Here is an 18,670-nt window from a genome sequence, read left to right on the forward strand (position 1 = left end):
CGCCATTCATCTTAATGTGGAATGAACTCACCCCTTGTCGGTAACCGCGCCAGTGCGGCGTTCAGAAAGCCACTGATTATATTCTTCCGCTTCAGTGTTGTCGGTGTGACCCATCACTGTTATGCCGGTCTGTGGATATTGCAGTACTTGGGTATTAATTAGTGTGCTGGCATCATGGGCGAACAAGGTGTCCGCATCATAACCGGACACAATAAAAGTCTGCGTGATAATAGGCTTCTCAACGAGCACTTCGACAATGTGCTCTTGAATAACAGGCATAGCTTTATGTGTATGACCATCACTTAGCTCACACCCTCGGTCGCTAAGTGATGGTCGGCATCGCCCGTTGTTATCTCACTCAATGATTGGGTAAATTGATATTCAACTTCGGTTATTAAATAAGGATTAAATTGATAGCCTAGATGCAGGCCATCAACAATGACATTCAGATCCGTTAATTGAGTATTGTTATTATCCGTCTCATTATAGCCATTGTGAGCAACACTGACACACGCATACCAAAATTGTAGAGGTTCTAAAGTTTCTACTTGCGCAAAAGAAAATGAAGGTGTACGCATTATGATATCCATGACTAATTAAACAAGTAAGTTTAATTTAAAACTAAAAACTAAAAACCGTATTCTAAAAAGACACATTGATAACAAAGGAATATAAATAATGGTTAGTGAAAAAATAAATAATTCTAGAGCTAGAACATAATTAATAACGTTAACTATAAGACTCTAGATTGCAGTGATGGTAATTGATAGGAGGCGTAAAGTAAATGATGATTTCCCTTGTGTTAATTAGTGGGATAATCTATCTAGTAAACATACTAGTATAGTAGTTTTTTCTCATACTCTTGATTTGAAAGTTAATATGTGCACCTATATCCAAGCGCGACAATATTTATTTACCTTTTTGTTCGCTCATCAATTCAGCACTTACTTGTTATTTTATTACGAACTGAAAAAAGTATTTCGACACCGTAAACTTTTAATATATTATAATTTAAACTTAATGTTGCATATACTTATCCGTTATTGTATGAGGAATCAATGCAACTTGTGAATGGGAGATTTTATTATGAGTTGTTACTTCATTGGTAAATGCCGACATGTCTCAGAAAAGTGTTTAAATGCTATTCCAGACATCAAACTTAACTGCAGCCATTCACATGTCGGCCAACATATTGTTGATAGATATGGTGCTCTTTATGGCGTGGAAATTTTAAGTCGACCATTAGAAGATTTAAGAGTATTATCGACTATGGATCATTACTTTTCATTAATGACACCATCGAAACATAATTTCATTTTAATGGAAATTGCAAACAAATTGACTTTTTTCAACGGGAGGAAAAAAGCAAAAAATAATCACTATTTTATCAATGTTGAAAGATTTTCATTACTCGATAACCATGTTGTTAAAAGTCTTTGTCGCTTGAGTCAGTCCTTTCAACGCACAGGATCAACATTGGTTGTGGAGATAACTGAAAGGCATATTGCCTTATCCCCTTACACGATCGAAGCAGAGTATAAGCTAAAAGAAGCAAACATATTGATTGCATTAGATGATTTTACTTACGATGTGCATTCTGAATTGAATGCTGCCAGACATGACTACGTTAAGTTTGATTTAAGGTATATTAGAGATAATCGGTATTTTAATACTTTTGTAGATTGGGCTTTTGAAATAAAAGAATTAGGTGTGAAAATTATTGTTGAATGTGTAGAAACTGAACATGATGCTTTATTAGCACATTCACTGCCATTTGATTATTTTCAAGGATATTATTACGATAATTTCGATGACTTATGAAAATAAAACTGCATATTGATGTCTATGAAGCATCACGTAAAAGGATCAGAACAATATTAGTCGATTGCCCTCATTTCTATGTAGCATTTTCTGGCGGAAAAGATTCAGGGGTATTGTTAAATCTAATTATTGAAGAAGCAAGAGCGTGTGGTCGTTTGCCTGTTGACGTGTTAATCGTTGATCTCGAAGCACAATATCAACATACCATTGACTACATCACTCGAGTTGTAGAACGTAAAGAAATTAATGCTTATTGGGTATGTCTGCCTTTAAGCTTAAGAAATGCTGTATCTCAATTTCAACCCAAATGGATCTGTTGGGATCATCGTATTACCGAACAATGGATCAGGTCCATCCCCCTTCATTCCTCGGTGATCAGTAAGCATGATTATTTTCCTTTTTATTACTTTGGTATGGAATTTGAAGAATTTGTGAATGAATTTGCAATCTGGTACCAAAAACAAAAAAATGCACGTTGTACCTGTTTTATTGCCATTCGTTCCGATGAATCTCTTAATCGTTTTTTGACCATTAAAAATAAACGTAAACAGACACTTTATGATTATAAATGGACAACAAAAGTCAGTGAGCAAGTCTACAATGCTTACCCTATATATGATTGGCATGTAACCGATATTTGGACTGCTAATGGTAGATTTGGTTGGGACTACAATATAATTTATAACTTAATGGCGCTGGCCGGAGTCTCTCTGTCTCAACAACGATTATGTCAACCATTTGGTGACGATCAACGTAAAGGATTATGGCTCTATCAAATACTTGAACCACACACCTGGCAAAAACTTGTCGCACGTGTTGAGGGGTGTAACTTTGGGGCACGTTATAGTAAGACCCAAGGCCGAATCTTGGGCTATTATAAATTTGAACTACCTCATGGATATACCTATAAACAATACAGTAAATATTTACTCAACAGTATGCCACCGCATTTAGCATTGCATTATCGTTCCCGTATTTTTAAATTTCTTATATGGTGGAAACATGCAGCAAAAAAAAATGGCATCAGATCGATCCCTGATTTTGCCGACAAGAAATTAGAATCACAAAAGAAAGTGCCCAGTTGGAGACGTATTTGTAAAGTGCTTATTAAGAATGATTATTGGTGTCGAGGATTATCGTTTGGACAGAACAAAAAAATAACTAACTACAACATCGAGCTCTATAATCATTTTTTTAAGGAACAACATGAATTTAACAGAAAACATTGAAAATTTGTTAGACCAACTGTCTTCGATAAAGACTTCCTTGTTATCAGTTCATGAGAAAGTATATATATTCAATCGGTTATCGGATATTTCGGCGAGTATCGTCAAATTTAACCACCCGGTACTAAATGTTAAATTAATTAGTAGTTCACTTGTTAAGGACAATGATTACAATCCTAATCAAGTTGCTCCTCCAGAGTTTAAACTGCTCAAACATTCAATTCAAAAAGACGGCTTAACCATGCCTATCGTTGTGGGGAAACAACAGGGAGTAAATGAAGTGGTGATCATTGATGGTTACCATCGAAGTCGGTTGTTAAAACATAATCTTGAGTTCAAGAGCTCATTGGCAAGTTATATTCCTGTTGTTATTTTGGATAAAAATATCGACGACAGAATGTCATCCTCCATACGTCACAACATGGCTCGAGGTACTCATCAAGTAGAATTAACTGCCCAGTTAGTGATAAAACTTCGTGACATGGATTGGAGTAATGATGATATTGGACGTGAGCTAGGGATGGACAGTGATGAAGTATTACGGATGCAACAAGTTACTGGGTTAGCAGCTGCATTTAGCCATAATGCATTTTCAATAGCATGGGAATAAATATAACGAGATTTTCGTTTTTCTTATACAGCACGGATTCTATCGCAAACTGGTGAGGTAGTTTGCGATAGAACCTTAAGTAAATCGTTTATCTGAGAGAACAGTAAGAGGATCTAGGCCTCGCTCATACCAGCCATCTCTGGTGTTTTTAATATTATCAAAAGACTGTATATAAGGTTTGATGTCTAGAATTGGTGTTCCATTCAATAGATCTATGCCTCGAACAAAGATACGATTAGCTTCAATTCTCTCAATTCTCTCAATTTCAATAATCGATAATCCGATGGCATTAGGCCGTCTAGGTGAGCGAGTGGCGAAAATCCCTTTATGTTCGTTATCCAGAAAGGGTTTCATCTTAAGCTCATACCCCTCGGATTTATGTATATGAAACACTATGTAAATATGAGAAAAGCCGTTGAGGTCGTCTAAGCCCAACATATATTTCTCATTGAGTATCAGCTCACCTATATCTTTGGATATCCCAGCCCCTTGTACTGGGACATTATCTATCTGTTCGAAGGGGTTTTTTGCATATTCTATGGGGAGAAATTCGATCATTGTTCTCTCTTTTCAAATTGTATTATGATTCTTTCTGTAGATTAGTGAGATTGGGCCAAGTCTGATGTCGTCATACTAACACCTTTTATTTGGGCAAAAAGAGATAAGCCTGGACTTATTCCTAGGTCATCACAGGCCCAGCGTGTGACATTTGCCCATAAATAATGGTCTACAATATCAAGCTTTACCTGAACATTATTCTCACCTTGTGGCTCTAGTACTTGAACAACCTTTACTGGGATAATGTTACGAATGCTGGTTTGTTGAGGAGGAACTAGACACAATGAGATATGGTTAGCGTGAATGCGTACCCTTAACTTAGCCCCCTGATCAGGTAAGATACTGTTTACCCAAAGGCTGATTTCATTATTTAATTTCACTCGTGTCATCGAATAATGACTGTGGACCTCTGCAACGGTGACATCCAGCAATGAACTCTGTTCACTAGCAGGTAACCAGGGCCGCATTTGCTCACTGTCCCACACCTGTTGTAGTGGTCCAATTGCAATAACCCTACCTTGATCTAGTACTAACATATATTCAGCTAACTGGAGAATCTCGTCTAAGCTATGGCTGACGTAGATGATTGGGATCGTTAAGTTGCGAGCCAGATTAGATAAATAGGAAATAAGTTCACGTTTACGCGGTAGATCTAATGAGGCTAATGGTTCATCCATTAACAGCATCTTTGGTCTTGTCAGTAGTGCTCTGCCTATGGCAACTCGTTGTCTCTCACCACCAGAGAGACTGATGGGGTATCGCTTTAAAAGATGTTCTAACCCTAAGAGTTTGACTACCTTATCAAAGTGAACAGGGTCTTTATCTTTGTTGCCATAATTCAGGTTCCCACGCACACGATAATGAGGGAAGAGTCTCGCCTCCTGAAAAACATAGCCTATGCTGCGTTTTTCAGGTGGTAAGTTGATGTGACGAGCGTGGTCATAGAGCGACTCTTCCCCTAGTGTCAACTCGCCTTGGTCTGGCGTCGATAACCCGCCCAAAATATTGATAAGAGAAGTTTTACCAGCTCCACTTCGACCAAAAATGGCACTGATACCATGCATAGGAAGCTGGGCATCAATCGATAATGCGAGATCACCCAATTGTTTGCTTATCTTGATATTTAACATGCTGTCGATACCCGTTGTTGGGCTTTTTGTGTCAGCCATTGAGATATCCCCAGGGACACTAGCGCGATGATAATAGAGATGATGCAGAGTCTGCCTGCTTGGCTTTCTGCACCAGGTGTCTCAATAAAAGAGTACATTGCTAATGGAATGGTTCGGGTTTCTCCAGGAATATTAGAGACGAAGGTGATGGTGGAACCAAACTCACCTAAGCTGCGAGCGAAAGCCAATACCATGCCTGAAATAATACCGGGGGCTGTCAAAGGGAGGGTTATGGTCAAAAAGACCTTCAAAGGACTACTGCCGAGGGTTCTTGCCGCCTGTTCCAGGCGAATATCTACATGCTCGAAAGATTGGCGAATGGCCCGGACCATCAAAGGGAAAGAGACGATAGCAGCCGCGAGAGCCGCACCGTGCCAGTTGAAACTGAAACTGATCCCAAACCAATCATATAGACGTTCGCCGAGAAAGCCTTTTCGGCCCATAGATATTAACAACAGATAACCGATGACAACAGGGGGCAACACGAGTGGCAAGTGGATCACACTGTCTAGCAGTGCTTTGCCTGGAAAATGCAATCGTGCTAAAACCCAGGCGCAGGCTATGCCTGCTGGAAGGCTGAATAATACAGCCACCCCGGAAACCTTAAGGCTTAATAACAACGCCGTGACTTCATAATCTGTGAGCATCATGGTTTTATTTTGAAGCCATATTTGCTGAAAATAGCTTTAGCATCTTGTGTTTGTAGATATTGATAGAAAGCTTTGGCCCCCTCAGTTGGCTGATTGTTGACGAGTGCCAGTGGGTATTCAATCGGGTTGTGACTATTTTCTGGAAAGGTATCAACCAGAACCACTGCTTTGGAAAGCTGAGCATCGGTGGAATAAACAATACCTAAGGGAGCCTCTCCTCGTTCAACTAGAGCCAATGCACTGCGAACACTGCTGGCGCGAGCAAGCAGTGGTTCAGCTTGTTGCCATAGATTCAGGTTGCTTAATGCCTGTTTGGCATAGCGTCCTGCAGGTACATGATCTGGATCGCCCACGGCCAGCCTGCCATTCGCCAGATTTTTATTGAGATCCCAATCTTTACTGATAGTGATATCTAATGGCGAAGCTAAATTTGGTGCTATCAGAACTAAGCTGTTCTTCAGCAAAGTGACCTTTGAGTCACGAGAGACCGCATCATTATCGATAAGATAATCCATCCATTTTTGATTTGCAGATAAAAATACTTGCGCCGGAGCCCCTTGAGCGATTTGTCGCGCCAATGTCGAAGATGAAGCAAAGGAAAAAACGGTTTCACTATGATGCAGTTGATCGAATTTTTGCCCAATTTCTGTTAGCGCATTGGTGAGTGATGCGGCGGCAAATACAATGACTTTCTCTTCGGCAAAACTAGGTAGGCTAACGGTGACTAACAGCATACTTGTTGCTAGATGCTTTAAGCGAGAGCAATACTTCTTTAACTTCATGGAATACTCCTGATGTAAAATAAAATGCGTTATATACTTGTTTATATAGCGATTCGATATATACTTAACTATATAACGAGTAGCAAGTTATTTAGACATAAATCGTGAGCTAAGTAGTCTTTTGCTAACGAATAAGCGACAATTGAGCTATAGAAACTCTATGATGATACCTAATGGATTTAAATGCGCTGCTTACTCTTTCAATTGCCGATAAGGTCGTTGTAAACCCGAAAAGGATCGCTCTGCTAGAACAGATCCGAGTGACGGGCTCAATCAGTCAAGGGGCTAAGTTAGCCGGACTTAGTTATAAGACAGCATGGGATGCGGTTAACGACATGAATCGTCGCCTGTCTGATGCTGTTGTGGTGAGTGAAAAGGGCGGGAAAGGGGGCGGAGGTGCTCAATTAACAGATTTTGGTGAGCGATTGGTGCAGGTTTATGCATTAACCGAGCAAATGCAAGAGATGGTACTGCAGACACTGTTAGATCAAAAAGTACCTATGCAGAGCCTGTTAGATGTGATGGCACATTTCTCATTAAAAACTAGTGCTAGAAATCAACTAACAGCAAATATCAAATCGATTGAGAATTATGGGCTAAACGATCGAATTGTGCTAGAAACTGCTGGTGACAAAGAAATGTTTTCTGTCGTCACCCATAGCAGTACTTGTAAGCTCAGACTCTTAAATAAAACACCTGTGCTACTACTGATTAAGGCTCCCTTGGTTCATTTGTCTGTGAATTTTGTGCCCGACAGTGGTGATAATCAGCTTGATGGTGAAGTGGTAGATATTAAGGTAAATGGTAATTCGGTTGAAGTGAGTCTAAATATTGGCAATACAGAGCCACTTTATGCTTCGATAACATGCCAGCAAGCCAATGAAATAGATCTGAGTTTAGGCCAACGCCTCTATGGAGTCTTTAAGCCTGAGCAGGTTATTATCGCCAGCATGAACTAATTAACCCCAGATCGGTTTAACTTATCACTGCAATAGCGTTGAATTCAGCCGTTGTAATATTAAGTTGCGGCTTACGCTCTTTGAGTCGTTCTGTCGCAAACGGAGATCTTGGCGCTAAAATTTGAGGCCGCAGGATCTCTCTGATACAGTTATACCAATCGGTATAAAGATGTGATCTAATATGAACAGTTAATTTTAATGATTAGGTTACAGGCTCTTCTCCGCTTAGGTGAGTCTATTCATATCAAAGATCATAAATAACATTATTATTTACAACACTTTCTTATTTGTGAATAAGCGAATATACCTTGCCATCATTATCATCCACCCTATTTGGCTTTAAAGGCCAATGTGTACAGTCCTTTTCTATCGAAAAAGATTCTCAGGCGGTTCTTGTACAATGTCGCCGAGATAGGCGGTTTAAGGTTGAAGAGCCAAGAACTGAAAGCCAATGTACCGTCGATCACTACGTAAGAAGACGGGTACATGACTTACCTGTTAGTGGACGTCCTTGTAGCATCGAAGTTGAACTCGCTCAGACCAGAAATAAAGACGGCATAAGGTTAATTGAAGCGACTGAATTCGTTGCCAAAGGAGCGAGATATACAACTCGCTTCTGTAAGTTCATCAGTGGATTATGCCGGTACATGAGTATTCACGCAGTCTCTCAACATTTAGTATTCGTTGGGAGACGGTAAAAAACATTGATAAGGAATATCTACATTCAACTCTGCCAGGCTTGGAGCCAGCGAAGCTTAACAACTTAATCCATATTGGCGTTGATGAAGTAGCCAGAGCCAAAAGGCATGACTACATGACCGTTGTATACGATTTGGTTTCTGGTCATTTAATTTGGGTCGAACACGGTAGAAAAGCAGCAATCCTTATTTCGTTCTTCGAGCAACTCTCAACAACTACAAGAGACGGTATTAAAGCGGTTTCAATGGATATGGGTCAGCCTTATCAATCGGCAGTAAGGAAAATGCTCCCTAACGCAGATATCGTTTTCGACCGATTTCATGTGATGCAAAACTACTGCTTACTCATCAAAAAAGAACGCGCCAAAGCCTTTCGAAATGGTTCTCATGAAGATAAAAAGATGCTCAAAGGAACGTTGTTTCTCTTGCTAAAAAACGCCCATAAGTTGGATGAAAGGCAGTCAGATAGGCTTGGTGATTTACTCGAGAGTAACAAGACTCTCTGCATTGTTTATATGCTGAAAGAGCAGTTACAAGCGATATGGGATGAACCGTGTTACACGTCGATGGTTAAGGCACTTGAAGCTTGGTGCGGTCTTGCTAGGTCAACGAGGATATTGTCCTTGTGTAATTATGCAGACGCACTATTGGATAAAAAAATTGGTGTCTGCAATTACGCAAAATATAGATTAACCAACGCTCGAGTTGAAGCGGGGAATGTCTCTATTGGTTTACTCAGGCGAAGAGCTAGAGGGATACGAGACATTGAATACTTCAAACTCAAGATCAGACAAACATCAGTCCCTGATACCCATTCAACCTTTTATCCAAATATCAAGCTCACCTAAGCGGAGAAGAGCCGGTTACATATGGAAAAGCTTAATACCACTGACTTTCGCTCTCTGGCACGACGAGAGAAAAATGCACAAAAGCGGATCCGTCTTTTGGCATTAGCACATTTCAGTGAAGGGCATAACCGCATTGAGATCACGAGTATTCTTAAGGTGAGTCGTACCAGTGTAAACAAATGGGTAAGTGATTTCTTAACCGACGGTTTAGCGGGCCTTGAGCACAAAACATCACCTGGCCGACCTCCATCTTTAAACAAGACTCAATCTAAACAACTCGCAACATTCATTGAGCAGCAAAGTTTATCTGAAGAAGGTGGCAGACTATCGGGTGCTGATATTAATGAATATATTTTTCAGCACTTTGGTATCAATTATGAACCATCAAGTGTCTATAGAGTATTAAAGCGGCTAGGTTTTTCTTGGATAACGAGTAGGTCAAAACATCCTAAACAATCCCAAAAAGCACAAGAAGCTTTTAAAAAACTTCCGCTTGGAAACGATCCTTAACATCCCCGGTCATATTGCCCTGGCTCAAGTTGATGTTTGGTTTCAAGATGAAGCTCGTATAGGGCAACAAAACACGACGACACGCTTATGGGCAAAAAAAGGAAGTCGTCCAAGAGTCGTTCGACAACAACAGTTTGAGTACGCTTATGTTTTTGGGGCGGTATGTCCGTCGAATGGAAATACCGAAGCGTTGATCACTCCATGGGTAGATAAAAGGTTCATGCGGCAACACCTAAAGTTAATTTCTGAAGCAACTCTTCCAGATCGCCACGCTGTCGTGATCATGGATGGTGCCGGTTGGCATACAAAAGATCTAGATGATGAATTCGATAATCTAACCATGATTAAACTACCTCCCTATTCACCAGAGCTTAATCCTATCGAACAAGTTTGGGGATGGATGAGACAGCGCCATTTAGCCAATAGGTGTTTTGCCAATTATGAGGACATTGTCGAGCAATGCACGCAAGCTTGGAATAGCTTTATTAGTGACATTGATACTGTAAAGAATCTATGCAATCGTTCATGGATAAATCTGACCAGATGATTATACCGATTGGTATTAGACCACTAAAGAATTAACTTGTTCCCATGAAGTCATATTTTCAATGGTGTCCATTTGTCCTTGCTTAATCATGGACCAAAGCTCAACTCCAACGAGTGTCCATTCGGCGCCTTCCCAAGATTTCCATCCTAAACATTGATGCATTTTACCTTTCACTTTTCGATAACTCTGCTCAACAATATTCTCCAAATATTTAACGGCAAGAACCTCAATGATGAATAGCATGTGGCCAGATAATCAAAGACGAGTATTGATGGCTTCTAATGCTACAGCATTCACACCACTTTTATCAATGACGACCTTAATCAGGTAAACCATGTTGGTTGATGGCTTTATTGAAAAACGCCCGTGCCGCTGGCTCATCGCGGGTTTCACTCAAATAGAAATCGATAATGCTCGCGATCTCGCTCTGGGTATCCGATCCCACTTATTCGATTTAAGGCTTTAAGGCTTCAACTAAGAACTCTCTTAGTGCGACTAAGTTGTTGTCAAAACTTTTTCGATGTGCCACGACCATATTTAACGGTGACTTTTCTTTGCGGTAATCTGGCAATAGCGATACTAAACGCCCCGCGGCAATATCCTCACGTACATCTAAGCAGGTTTTATAGACGATACCCATTCCCTTAACGGCCAATAAACGAAGATAATCGCCATCGTCTGATAAATGATTACCACTTACTTTCACCGAAACAGTACTCGTATCTTTAAAAAATCGCCAATGACTGTTTAACATGTCGTCACTGTAAAAGTGTAAACAGTTATGTTTTACCAAGTCTTCCGGCGTTTTCGGCGTGCCATAGCGGGTTAAATAATCAGGTGAGGCGCATAATTCCCGGACAGCATTACGCAGTATGGGTAAACACACTAAGGCCGAATCTTCGGGCTCACCATAACGTAACCCCACATCTACCGTTTGAGAATAAAAGTCTGCGTATTTATCACTTAACTTAACCTTTAAATTGATGTCTGGATGGTATAGTTGGAAATCCATCAAACAGCTAAGCAAAGTGTTTCTACCCAGGTCGGAAGGCACTGATAAGGTAATACTGCCTTTAAGCTTATCCCCTAAAACAGCCCTCTTTCCAATATCTAGGTTTTTCAATGCCTTAAGTGCATAAGGTAAAAAGTTACGACCACTTTGGGTTAATGTTAAACTGCGTGTAGATCGCTGTAATAACCGAGTGTTCAATTCAGCTTCCAGCCGCTTTACGGCGGCACTAGTAGCGGCAGGAGTAATTGACAATTCACGGGCTACGGCAGAAAGATTCTTAAGTTCGCATGCAAGCACGAATATTCTGACGTCAAAAAATTTCATCATGATTTTCAATTTCTCGTTGAAAGTGTTTTCGATTTTAAAGATATTATAAGAAAAAACAATAACCTTTATGCTGTTTGAAATCACCAAAGGAGAGTTACACATGACACTATTTCGTTCCCTAAAACTGGCTACTGTTACCCTGGCTACTTCGTTAATATTAAGCTTGTCGGCTCACGCCAGCAATTTCGAAAAGTTCCCATTTGAAAAAACACTATTTGACCAACTTCAAGCCCAAGGCGATACAGTTCTAATTGATGTATTTGCTCCTTGGTGTCCAACGTGTAAGAAACAACAAGAGGTTATAGGCGACTATTTTGCTGCCCACCCCGATAGCGAGATAAAGGTGCTTGTCGTTAACTTTGATGATCAGCCTCAATGGGTAAAGTTCTTTAAGGCGCCACGCCAATCAAGCCTGTATCTATACAAAAATGGCGAGCAGCTTTGGTTCAGTGTGGCTGAAACCCGTGAGCAAAAGATCTTTTCCGCTTTGAATTCAGTGAGCATGTAATATGGATACCTTTGCCATACCACTAGCGTTTGCCGCTGGCATACTAAGCCTGTTATCGCCCTGTGTATTACCAATGATACCAGTTGTCGCAAGCTCTGCAATGCGCAGTTCTCGCAAGGGTATAATTACCTTAGCGTTAGGGCTGAGTCTATCCTTTGCGTTTGCTGGAACCGTGCTCACTTTCGCGCTGATTAGTTTAGGGCTATCGCCAGAGGTATTGCGTTACTTCTCGGCGACTTTGCTGCTGATTATTGCCGTTGCCATTTTAATCCCAAAAGCTGGAGACTGGCTCACAATAAAACTGTCAATGCTCACTAGTCGACTGCCAAATCATCAAGTTGATGGCGAAGGTGTAATGACACAGTTTGCCGTTGGCGCATCGTTAGGTTTTGTGTGGCTGCCCTGCGTTGGCCCAACGTTAGGGGCAGCTATTGCCCTTGCATCAACAGGTCAAAGTATGGGCTCTGCATTCATCATTATGCTGGCTTTTGGTATCGGTACTGCAATTCCTTTGATTGGTTTCAGCCTGTTAATGAAAAACTCACTGGGAAAATGGATCAGTGGTGGCGCGGCAGCCAAAAAAGTAATGGGGTTATCTTTAATCATTTTGTCATTGACCATTTTCACAGGATTTGATCGCAAATTAGAAGCGTTAGCACTTGAAATTATGCCAGAGTGGCTCTACAACATATAAGAGAATATGATATGAAACTTACTCATTCCGTCATCATACTTGTCGGCTTAACCGCACTCGCCTCATTGGCAAGTGCAACAGATAACCCTGTTAATACGCCTCAAGTTTTACCCAAAGTTATTTTCTTTGACGTTAATGAAACACTGTTGGATTTAGGCAATGTGGCCCAGTCTGTCACTCAAGCATTAGATGGTCGTGACGACTTGGTGAATAGCTGGTTCACTACCATGCTGCATTACTCCTTGGTGAGTAACGCTATTGGTGAATATCATCACTTCGGCGATATTGGCGTAGCAGCGCTGCAATTAGTCGCTAAACAAAATGGTATAGCCATATCTGAGGCTGAAGCAAATCAAGCTATTCAAGCGCCATTTCGTGACTTACAACCTCATCTTGATGTCATTACGGGCCTTAAAAAGCTACAAGCCTCAGGCATTAAACTGGTCACATTGACTAACTCCTCAGATGCAGGCATAGAGAGTCAGTTGAAAAATGCCAATTTAATCCAGTACTTTGACGATTCATTAACCGTTCAACACCTGCAAGTGTTTAAGCCTGATTTACGCGTATATCGGTGGGCGCTTGAACAGATGCAGGTCGAAGCAGATGAAGCTATGCTTATCGCCGCCCATACATGGGACATTGCCGGGGCAGCCAAAGCTGGCATGCAAACGGGCTTTATTCAGCGCTCCGGTCAATATCAGTTTGCGCTAACAAAAAAGGCGGATTATGTGGCGGTTGACCTGATTCAGTTGTCAGAGCAAGTGTTAACCAAGCAGCCATAACGTAGATAGATATTCAGTTACGCAATATCAACGTCTCAGAGTGGGACGTTGATCCCTTGCTCTGTGTAATAAATACAGGAGGCATAACAGGTCTATACACCTCATGTGTAAGGATTGTTATCACCTCGCCTAAGTATGACCGTCGTAGAGGTGGCACGAGTGAAGGTGTCTCATTTAAAATCTTGTATTATTGGTGCGATAGACTCAGAAAAGAAGGTCAACCCGTGCCAGGTAAAACATTAACGGTTCTGTCGCAAACTGATAACTCGTCGCAATAAATTGAGGAGATAGGACCCTCTAGGTCGTTAAAAATCGATATGTTGATTTTAAGCCTACCTTTGCTTGTGTTTTGTAAAGAGTTAAGTCTGCATTACCTCATGTATAAACCCTTACGCAGGTGATTTACACACTCCTAACAAACAAATTACAGAGTAGATTGCTCTTTAATTAATCTGAACTCTGGATAAAAAATTGAACTAATAGCCCTCTTTGTGATCAGATCTTTCGACTAAGATTAATCAATCACGCAGAGGGCATATGGATAATTTAGTGGATGTATTTTGTGATGTCGATGATTTTTGTTCTGTTTTTATTCCTCAATGGGAACAACAATGTCTAACTGATGGGACTCGCAAACGTAAACGCTCCAGTAGAATGGCTATGAGTGAAATAATGACAATAATCATAACCTTTCATATGTCTCACCACTGTGACTTCAAAAACTTTTTACTGGATATTTGGCTCGTTTCTTTAAATCCAAATGTCTCAATTTACTCAGCTACACCCGATTTCTTGAAGTGATGCCCAGAGCAGTAGTCCCACTATGCAGTTACTTTTCCTCTCTAGAAAGTGAGCCAACAGGCATAGAGTTTCAACCAGCATTAAGGTCTCTGTTACAACTTACGAATTCCAAGGCACAAAAGCTTATCAGTCATAGCCAGCCGAGGAAAAGGCAGCATGGGGGGGGTCTATGAGTTCAAGCTTCATCTTATTGTGAATAATCAAGGCGGTATCGTTGCCGCAAAAATAACACTTGAAAATGTACATGACACGAAACCTGTCAAAGAGATGGTAGTTGGCTCCATGGACAAACTTTATGCAGATAAAAGGGTATATCAGTAAAGCACTGACCAGTGACCTATTAGAGCGCGGGATAACCATTATTAATAGCGTGCGTAAGAACATGAAAGTTAAAGCGTTATCATTGTGGGATAGAGCGATGCTCTCCAGACGTTTTATCATAGAGACAATCAATGACCAGTTAAAAGTTAAAAATATCTCTCAAATTGAGCATACAAGACATCGAAGTGTGCATGGTTTCATGCTTAATATGATAGGAGGTTTAGTGGCTTATCAACTCAAAGAGCGTAAGCCACCACTAAAATATCACAACGGTTGAATTTAACGCGATTGCAGTGATTCGTTAAACCGATTTGGAGTTAGTTAGACGTGATATATAATGTAATTATCCCCATAAACCATAAGCGAACTTACTCTCGCCATGAAATAACCTCCGCAGTAACACGTATAATTTAGAAATGCAATTTCATTCAAAAAAGCTAATGGACTACATGTATTATACAAGTGCCTTTTTACCACCCCAAAGTCAACCTAATTTATATATACGGTATTTATGAATCATTATAGGATGCAGGTCGTCGCTAGTGAGTAATATTTATAGTTAGCTATATTACTTAACACTTCGATTGAAATTAACCGTCTTTAATGTACGTAGTCGCTTTAATACAATTAAGTCTCTATGTCCTCTGTCGATGTATACAATAATGGTAAATAATGATGAATAATTTAAAAAAGACACTGCTCGCAACTACACTCCTTTCTGTATGTGGTATCGCAAATGCTGTAGTTACAACGGGTCAATTGAGTTTTAACTTCAGTGGTGTTATTCCCGCGGCGCCGGTGGTGACTGGAACCTTAGAATTTGAAACGGTAACAGGCGCCCCATATGTACCAACAGCAATAGTACTAGAAACCGTCAGCACTGATGCAGGCTTTACATTACGCTCTAATACGGCAGAAAACTTTCGCTTAACAACATCGGCAACGAGCTTTTCAGCAACAGCAGTTACAGCTCAATTGTTAAGTTCAGTTGTTGCCGGTAGTGGTATCAAGGCGGGTGTAACAGCGCCAACATTAGGTATTACCATCAACGGAATGACACTTACTGCAACAGCGCAAGCTATTGGTACCCCTGTCGCTTCATCGACATCACATAATGTGGCAATGACGGCTGAAATTCAAGTGCCGACAGCCGCCGTAAATACAGCAGGTGGTAACGTTACCGCTAACGCCGCAGTTGTATTTGCTGTCGATATTAATGCGTAAATAATATATGTACGCGGCAATGACTGTCGTTGCCGCACTTTTGGAAATATATGATGAGAATAATATTCTTTCTTATGTCATTACTGGCTAGCAGTATGGCTCACGCTATTAATGTCGATAAAATGGTCCTCGTTGCCTCTGATGGACAGATTGATCATATTACTGTAATGAACCCAGATACCTTCCCGGTCTTTGTGCGTGTAGAGCTCTCTGAATTATTGAGTTCAGGTGAGGAGCAAGTATTTAATGAGCAAGATTTTAAACATTGGCCTGTATTTGTTGATAATGATGAATTAATTATTGATCCTAATTCAAGAATAAAAATATCCATCAATAATCTCACTCACATGCTCGGCAACATTCAAGATAAAGACCGCATTATTGGCATTAGCTTTATACCTGAATCTTATCAAGCCAATAATCAATCTACCAAAGCTTCATTAAATATATTGATGGGCTTTAAAGCATGGTATGTGATGCCACATGGCAAAGATATAGTCAGCGGTCATGCGGATGTAATTAAAAATAAAAAGGCAACAATCAATATCAACTGATTAATAAAAAACAGACACAGTGCTCAAGTTTGAAGTTAATGCTTGTAACGTCATGAATGAAATTGACTTAACAAAATGTACCGACTCTATTATGGTATTAGCGGGTAAAACAAAAGCACTAGACTTAAGCGTAGTTACGACAGCAGGTGATATCAATATCAGTATAGCTGATTTTAAAAACAGATTAACGCTTAATAAAATAATCCCTATTAACTAATTTCACCTCAGCTATTTATTTTAGTTGATAGAATAGTTGGGTTAATAAATCACTGCACTGGTAGTTATTAGTTATTTTGTCACGCAATCGATACTTATTCATGCGGACTAATAATTGCTGCCAGCATAATCATCAAATACATTTTAGGCTATTGACTGTGAATAAAAAAATATTACTCATTTTAGTGGTTATGAGTCAATCTTCATTTCCTCAAGCATTAGCAGGTAAAATAAATGGGAGTCCGCTAGCATTAAACAAGAGTGTAGTTTCAGCATTGACCGATAATAATAGATATACAAATATAAAATTAAGTAAACAGTTAAATACTCAATTAAACTCCATTAGCTTATTAACCACCTCCTCGAATAAAGTAGGCAATTATAATAGATTATTGGCCTTTAAACCGCGCATCATTAACGTCATTATCGTCGGCAGTGAAGAGACCATTAAGCCGTTAACGATTGATGCCGAAGTGTCGTTTTATGCAGCCGTAATTAATGATACTCAAACAGTATACAATCACTTTATTCATGCTGGATTATCACCAGAGGGTGCGCAGCGTATTGCAGATGAATTGCACGTGGGCGTCACGCACAGCGAGAGCTGCATGGGTGAACGCAGTGAGTGTAAACTGCCCAATGACCAATTACGATTTGTTAATGACTATTATGGTAAAACCTTGCGCGTATTTATTCCAACGTCATTGTTTACTCAGCAAAGTTACGAACCACGTTTTTTAAACAGTAATGCCACTAATCAAATCGTGTCGAATATCTATGCCAACTATGATAATTCTTTTACTGAAAGTTATTTTGCTAACCTCAATAACTATATTGGTATTGGTCGCGGTTATGCTCGCGTGGATGCCAGAATCAATCAATATGAGCCAAAACTCACCCGAGCTGAATATATTTATGATTTCGACCGCTATACCGCAACGATTGGATTATCTGAGAGCCTAGACTCACAATCGCTTGCTAGCCAAAGTAGTTTGTTGTCTGGCGGCGAATTTACGGGGGTAAGCCTGGCTAAAACCAATAACTTACTGGTCAACACTCAGCGTGAGCAACAGATTATCTTTTATAGCCCATCATCAGGGTTACTGGAAGTATTGCGCAATGGAGAGGTGCTTTATCAGCAGTTTGTCAATGCTGGCCGTGGACAAATTAATTATGCTGTATTGCCCGTAGGCAGTTACAACGTTGATGTGGTCATTAAAGATAATGATACCGTGGTTTATAACAGTAAAGAGTTTATTTATAACCTCAATTTGAAAAACAGTCAGGCATTCTCACCCTATGCCCGTGTGGGGTCATTCTCTCAGAATGAGTCAAACTTCACCTTATTCGAGGCCGGTGCCAGCTGGCCTATCACTAATCATATTAATATGATTGCCAATGGCTATCTGCTCGATAACCGTGCTGGCTATTCATTAGGCGCCAATTACCAATATGAAAACTTTAGTTCTCGGCTGAAGTTCTCAATGACAGATAACGCCTATCAAACTGAGTTTGATGTGAACTACGGTTATCTGAATTTCAGGCTCACCGATAATCGTGGTTTTAATGACACGACGACAGATAATAATCAGGTCAATGAGGCTATTGGCTTACGAGATGGACTTATGGGCAATTTATCGTTGAACTACCCCATTTCATCGACATTGTCGATTTATGGTAATGGCTTTTACTCCACCTCGCCATTACAAGATAACGCTGTTTACAGTGGCTCTATTGGCCTAAATTACCAGCATAGCTCCGCCATTTCTGGCAGTGTCAGTTATGAAGCAAGTAATATAATAATAATCAATTTGCAATCAATATCAGTATTCCATTTACCAGCTTCTTAA

The 18,670-nt window shown here is 40.2% G+C and carries 18 protein-coding genes and 4 pseudogenes; 14 read left to right on the top strand and 8 right to left on the bottom strand.

The window, feature by feature from the left end:
• Positions 1-27: 27 nt before the first annotated feature.
• Together HWQ47_RS08555 and HWQ47_RS08560 are read right to left on the bottom strand one after the other, a co-directional pair.
• Positions 28-279: an OmpA family protein gene (locus HWQ47_RS08555; protein ID WP_269970731.1), complete on the bottom strand. Its 252-nt coding sequence runs from the start codon at positions 277-279 to the stop codon at positions 28-30.
• Positions 280-302: 23 nt separating this feature from the next.
• Positions 303-578, bottom strand: a complete 276-nt coding sequence (locus HWQ47_RS08560) for a hypothetical protein (protein WP_269970732.1) — start codon at positions 576-578, stop codon at positions 303-305.
• Between the two features lie 493 nt (positions 579-1,071).
• On the opposite strand from HWQ47_RS08560, the gene HWQ47_RS08565 reads away from it, so the two are divergent.
• Genes HWQ47_RS08565 through HWQ47_RS08575 form a run of 3 tightly spaced genes read left to right on the top strand, consistent with a single transcriptional unit; the run spans position 1,072 to position 3,657 of the window.
• A complete protein-coding gene (locus HWQ47_RS08565; RefSeq protein WP_269970733.1) occupies positions 1,072-1,821 on the top strand; it encodes an EAL domain-containing protein in 750 nt (249 codons plus the stop codon).
• Positions 1,818-3,050, top strand: a complete 1,233-nt coding sequence (locus HWQ47_RS08570; RefSeq protein ID WP_269970734.1) for a DUF3440 domain-containing protein — start codon at positions 1,818-1,820, stop codon at positions 3,048-3,050. Before HWQ47_RS08565 ends, HWQ47_RS08570 begins: the two co-directional genes overlap by 4 nt.
• Positions 3,028-3,657, top strand: a complete 630-nt coding sequence (locus tag HWQ47_RS08575; RefSeq protein WP_269970735.1) for an IbrB-like domain-containing protein — start codon at positions 3,028-3,030, stop codon at positions 3,655-3,657. Before HWQ47_RS08570 ends, HWQ47_RS08575 begins: the two co-directional genes overlap by 23 nt.
• Positions 3,658-3,732: 75 nt before the next feature.
• On the opposite strand, the gene tsaA is transcribed toward HWQ47_RS08575, so the two are convergent.
• Genes tsaA through modA form a run of 4 tightly spaced genes read right to left on the bottom strand, consistent with a single transcriptional unit; the run spans position 3,733 to position 6,816 of the window.
• Entirely contained in the window at positions 3,733-4,215 is a 483-nt protein-coding gene (gene tsaA / locus HWQ47_RS08580) for a tRNA (N6-threonylcarbamoyladenosine(37)-N6)-methyltransferase TrmO (protein ID WP_269970736.1), read from the bottom strand.
• A 41-nt stretch (positions 4,216-4,256) separates the two neighbouring features.
• Positions 4,257-5,345, bottom strand: coding sequence for a molybdenum ABC transporter ATP-binding protein ModC (modC, locus tag HWQ47_RS08585; RefSeq protein WP_269971701.1), 1,089 nt, complete (start codon positions 5,343-5,345; stop codon positions 4,257-4,259).
• Positions 5,339-6,031 carry a molybdate ABC transporter permease subunit gene (modB, locus tag HWQ47_RS08590; protein ID WP_326515523.1) on the bottom strand — a complete coding sequence of 231 codons (693 nt, stop codon included), beginning with the start codon at positions 6,029-6,031 and terminating at the stop codon, positions 5,339-5,341. The genes modC and modB overlap by 7 nt, the downstream gene beginning before the upstream one ends.
• A complete protein-coding gene (gene modA / locus HWQ47_RS08595) occupies positions 6,031-6,816 on the bottom strand; it encodes a molybdate ABC transporter substrate-binding protein (RefSeq protein WP_269970738.1) in 786 nt (261 codons plus the stop codon). Before modA ends, modB begins: the two co-directional genes overlap by 1 nt.
• Before the next feature lie 173 nt (positions 6,817-6,989).
• Here modA and HWQ47_RS08600 point away from each other — a divergent pair, with 173 nt between their 5' ends.
• The 3 genes and pseudogenes from HWQ47_RS08600 to HWQ47_RS08610 all read left to right on the top strand — a co-directional run bounded on the left by HWQ47_RS08600 (position 6,990) and on the right by HWQ47_RS08610 (position 10,378).
• Positions 6,990-7,775, top strand: a complete 786-nt coding sequence (locus tag HWQ47_RS08600; protein WP_269970739.1) for a TOBE domain-containing protein — start codon at positions 6,990-6,992, stop codon at positions 7,773-7,775.
• A gap of 308 nt (positions 7,776-8,083) precedes the next feature.
• Positions 8,084-9,321: pseudogene (locus tag HWQ47_RS08605) on the top strand (ISL3 family transposase).
• A 21-nt stretch (positions 9,322-9,342) separates the two neighbouring features.
• Positions 9,343-10,378 (top strand): IS630 family transposase gene (locus tag HWQ47_RS08610; RefSeq protein ID WP_443020111.1). Its coding sequence is split into 2 segments (ribosomal slippage): positions 9,343-9,801 and positions 9,803-10,378, totalling 1,035 coding nucleotides; the frame shifts between segments, so codons are not numbered across the junction.
• A 15-nt stretch (positions 10,379-10,393) separates the two neighbouring features.
• Here HWQ47_RS08610 and HWQ47_RS08615 read toward each other — a convergent pair.
• Positions 10,394-10,790, bottom strand: a pseudogene (locus tag HWQ47_RS08615) (DDE-type integrase/transposase/recombinase); the annotation flags it as partial.
• A 42-nt stretch (positions 10,791-10,832) separates the two neighbouring features.
• Positions 10,833-11,717, bottom strand: a complete 885-nt coding sequence (locus tag HWQ47_RS08620) for a LysR family transcriptional regulator (protein ID WP_269970741.1) — start codon at positions 11,715-11,717, stop codon at positions 10,833-10,835.
• A 100-nt stretch (positions 11,718-11,817) separates the two neighbouring features.
• Between HWQ47_RS08620 and HWQ47_RS08625 the strand changes: the two genes are divergently transcribed.
• The 8 genes and pseudogenes from HWQ47_RS08625 to HWQ47_RS08660 all read left to right on the top strand — a co-directional run bounded on the left by HWQ47_RS08625 (position 11,818) and on the right by HWQ47_RS08660 (position 18,670).
• The gene (locus tag HWQ47_RS08625; RefSeq protein WP_269970742.1) at positions 11,818-12,225 is read left to right on the top strand and encodes a thioredoxin family protein; all 408 of its coding nucleotides are present in this window, start codon (positions 11,818-11,820) and stop codon (positions 12,223-12,225) included.
• 1 nt (position 12,226) lies between these two features.
• Complete coding sequence (locus HWQ47_RS08630) at positions 12,227-12,919, top strand: cytochrome c biogenesis CcdA family protein (RefSeq protein WP_269970743.1); 693 nt, start codon at positions 12,227-12,229, stop codon at positions 12,917-12,919.
• 11 nt (positions 12,920-12,930) lie between these two features.
• Positions 12,931-13,704 (top strand): haloacid dehalogenase type II, encoded by a 774-nt coding sequence (locus tag HWQ47_RS08635; protein WP_269970744.1) that lies wholly within the window; start codon positions 12,931-12,933, stop codon positions 13,702-13,704.
• Between the two features lie 114 nt (positions 13,705-13,818).
• Positions 13,819-13,949, top strand: a pseudogene (locus tag HWQ47_RS08640) (helix-turn-helix domain-containing protein); the annotation flags it as partial.
• 292 nt (positions 13,950-14,241) lie between these two features.
• Positions 14,242-15,131 (top strand): annotated as a pseudogene (locus HWQ47_RS08645) (IS982 family transposase).
• A gap of 367 nt (positions 15,132-15,498) precedes the next feature.
• Positions 15,499-16,050: a hypothetical protein gene (locus HWQ47_RS08650; RefSeq protein ID WP_269968414.1), complete on the top strand. Its 552-nt coding sequence runs from the start codon at positions 15,499-15,501 to the stop codon at positions 16,048-16,050.
• 50 nt (positions 16,051-16,100) lie between these two features.
• A complete protein-coding gene (locus tag HWQ47_RS08655; protein WP_269970745.1) occupies positions 16,101-16,604 on the top strand; it encodes a hypothetical protein in 504 nt (167 codons plus the stop codon).
• A gap of 374 nt (positions 16,605-16,978) precedes the next feature.
• The gene (locus HWQ47_RS08660) at positions 16,979-18,670 is read left to right on the top strand and encodes a TcfC E-set like domain-containing protein (protein WP_269970746.1); all 1,692 of its coding nucleotides are present in this window, start codon (positions 16,979-16,981) and stop codon (positions 18,668-18,670) included.

This window comes from Shewanella sp. MTB7 (assembly GCF_027571385.1).
Classification (GTDB): domain Bacteria; phylum Pseudomonadota; class Gammaproteobacteria; order Enterobacterales; family Shewanellaceae; genus Shewanella.

Excerpts from the sequence above, each read along its gene's own strand:
- HWQ47_RS08625 (WP_269970742.1), top strand. The coding sequence starts at position 11,818 with ATGACACTATTTCGTTCCCTAAAACTGGCTACTGTTACCCTGGCTACT.
- HWQ47_RS08635 (WP_269970744.1), top strand. The coding sequence starts at position 12,931 with ATGAAACTTACTCATTCCGTCATCATACTTGTCGGCTTAACCGCACTC.
- HWQ47_RS08575 (WP_269970735.1), top strand. The coding sequence starts at position 3,028 with ATGAATTTAACAGAAAACATTGAAAATTTGTTAGACCAACTGTCTTCG.
- HWQ47_RS08555 (WP_269970731.1), bottom strand. The coding sequence starts at position 279 with ATGCCTGTTATTCAAGAGCACATTGTCGAAGTGCTCGTTGAGAAGCCT.
- HWQ47_RS08600 (WP_269970739.1), top strand. The coding sequence starts at position 6,990 with ATGGATTTAAATGCGCTGCTTACTCTTTCAATTGCCGATAAGGTCGTT.
- HWQ47_RS08565 (WP_269970733.1), top strand. The coding sequence starts at position 1,072 with ATGGGAGATTTTATTATGAGTTGTTACTTCATTGGTAAATGCCGACAT.
- tsaA (WP_269970736.1), bottom strand. The coding sequence starts at position 4,215 with ATGATCGAATTTCTCCCCATAGAATATGCAAAAAACCCCTTCGAACAG.
- HWQ47_RS08620 (WP_269970741.1), bottom strand. The coding sequence starts at position 11,717 with ATGATGAAATTTTTTGACGTCAGAATATTCGTGCTTGCATGCGAACTT.
- HWQ47_RS08650 (WP_269968414.1), top strand. The coding sequence starts at position 15,499 with ATGATGAATAATTTAAAAAAGACACTGCTCGCAACTACACTCCTTTCT.
- HWQ47_RS08570 (WP_269970734.1), top strand. The coding sequence starts at position 1,818 with ATGAAAATAAAACTGCATATTGATGTCTATGAAGCATCACGTAAAAGG.
- HWQ47_RS08630 (WP_269970743.1), top strand. The coding sequence starts at position 12,227 with ATGGATACCTTTGCCATACCACTAGCGTTTGCCGCTGGCATACTAAGC.
- HWQ47_RS08655 (WP_269970745.1), top strand. The coding sequence starts at position 16,101 with ATGATGAGAATAATATTCTTTCTTATGTCATTACTGGCTAGCAGTATG.
- modC (WP_269971701.1), bottom strand. The coding sequence starts at position 5,345 with ATGTTAAATATCAAGATAAGCAAACAATTGGGTGATCTCGCATTATCG.
- modA (WP_269970738.1), bottom strand. The coding sequence starts at position 6,816 with ATGAAGTTAAAGAAGTATTGCTCTCGCTTAAAGCATCTAGCAACAAGT.
- HWQ47_RS08560 (WP_269970732.1), bottom strand. The coding sequence starts at position 578 with ATGCGTACACCTTCATTTTCTTTTGCGCAAGTAGAAACTTTAGAACCT.
- modB (WP_326515523.1), bottom strand. The coding sequence starts at position 6,031 with ATGCTCACAGATTATGAAGTCACGGCGTTGTTATTAAGCCTTAAGGTT.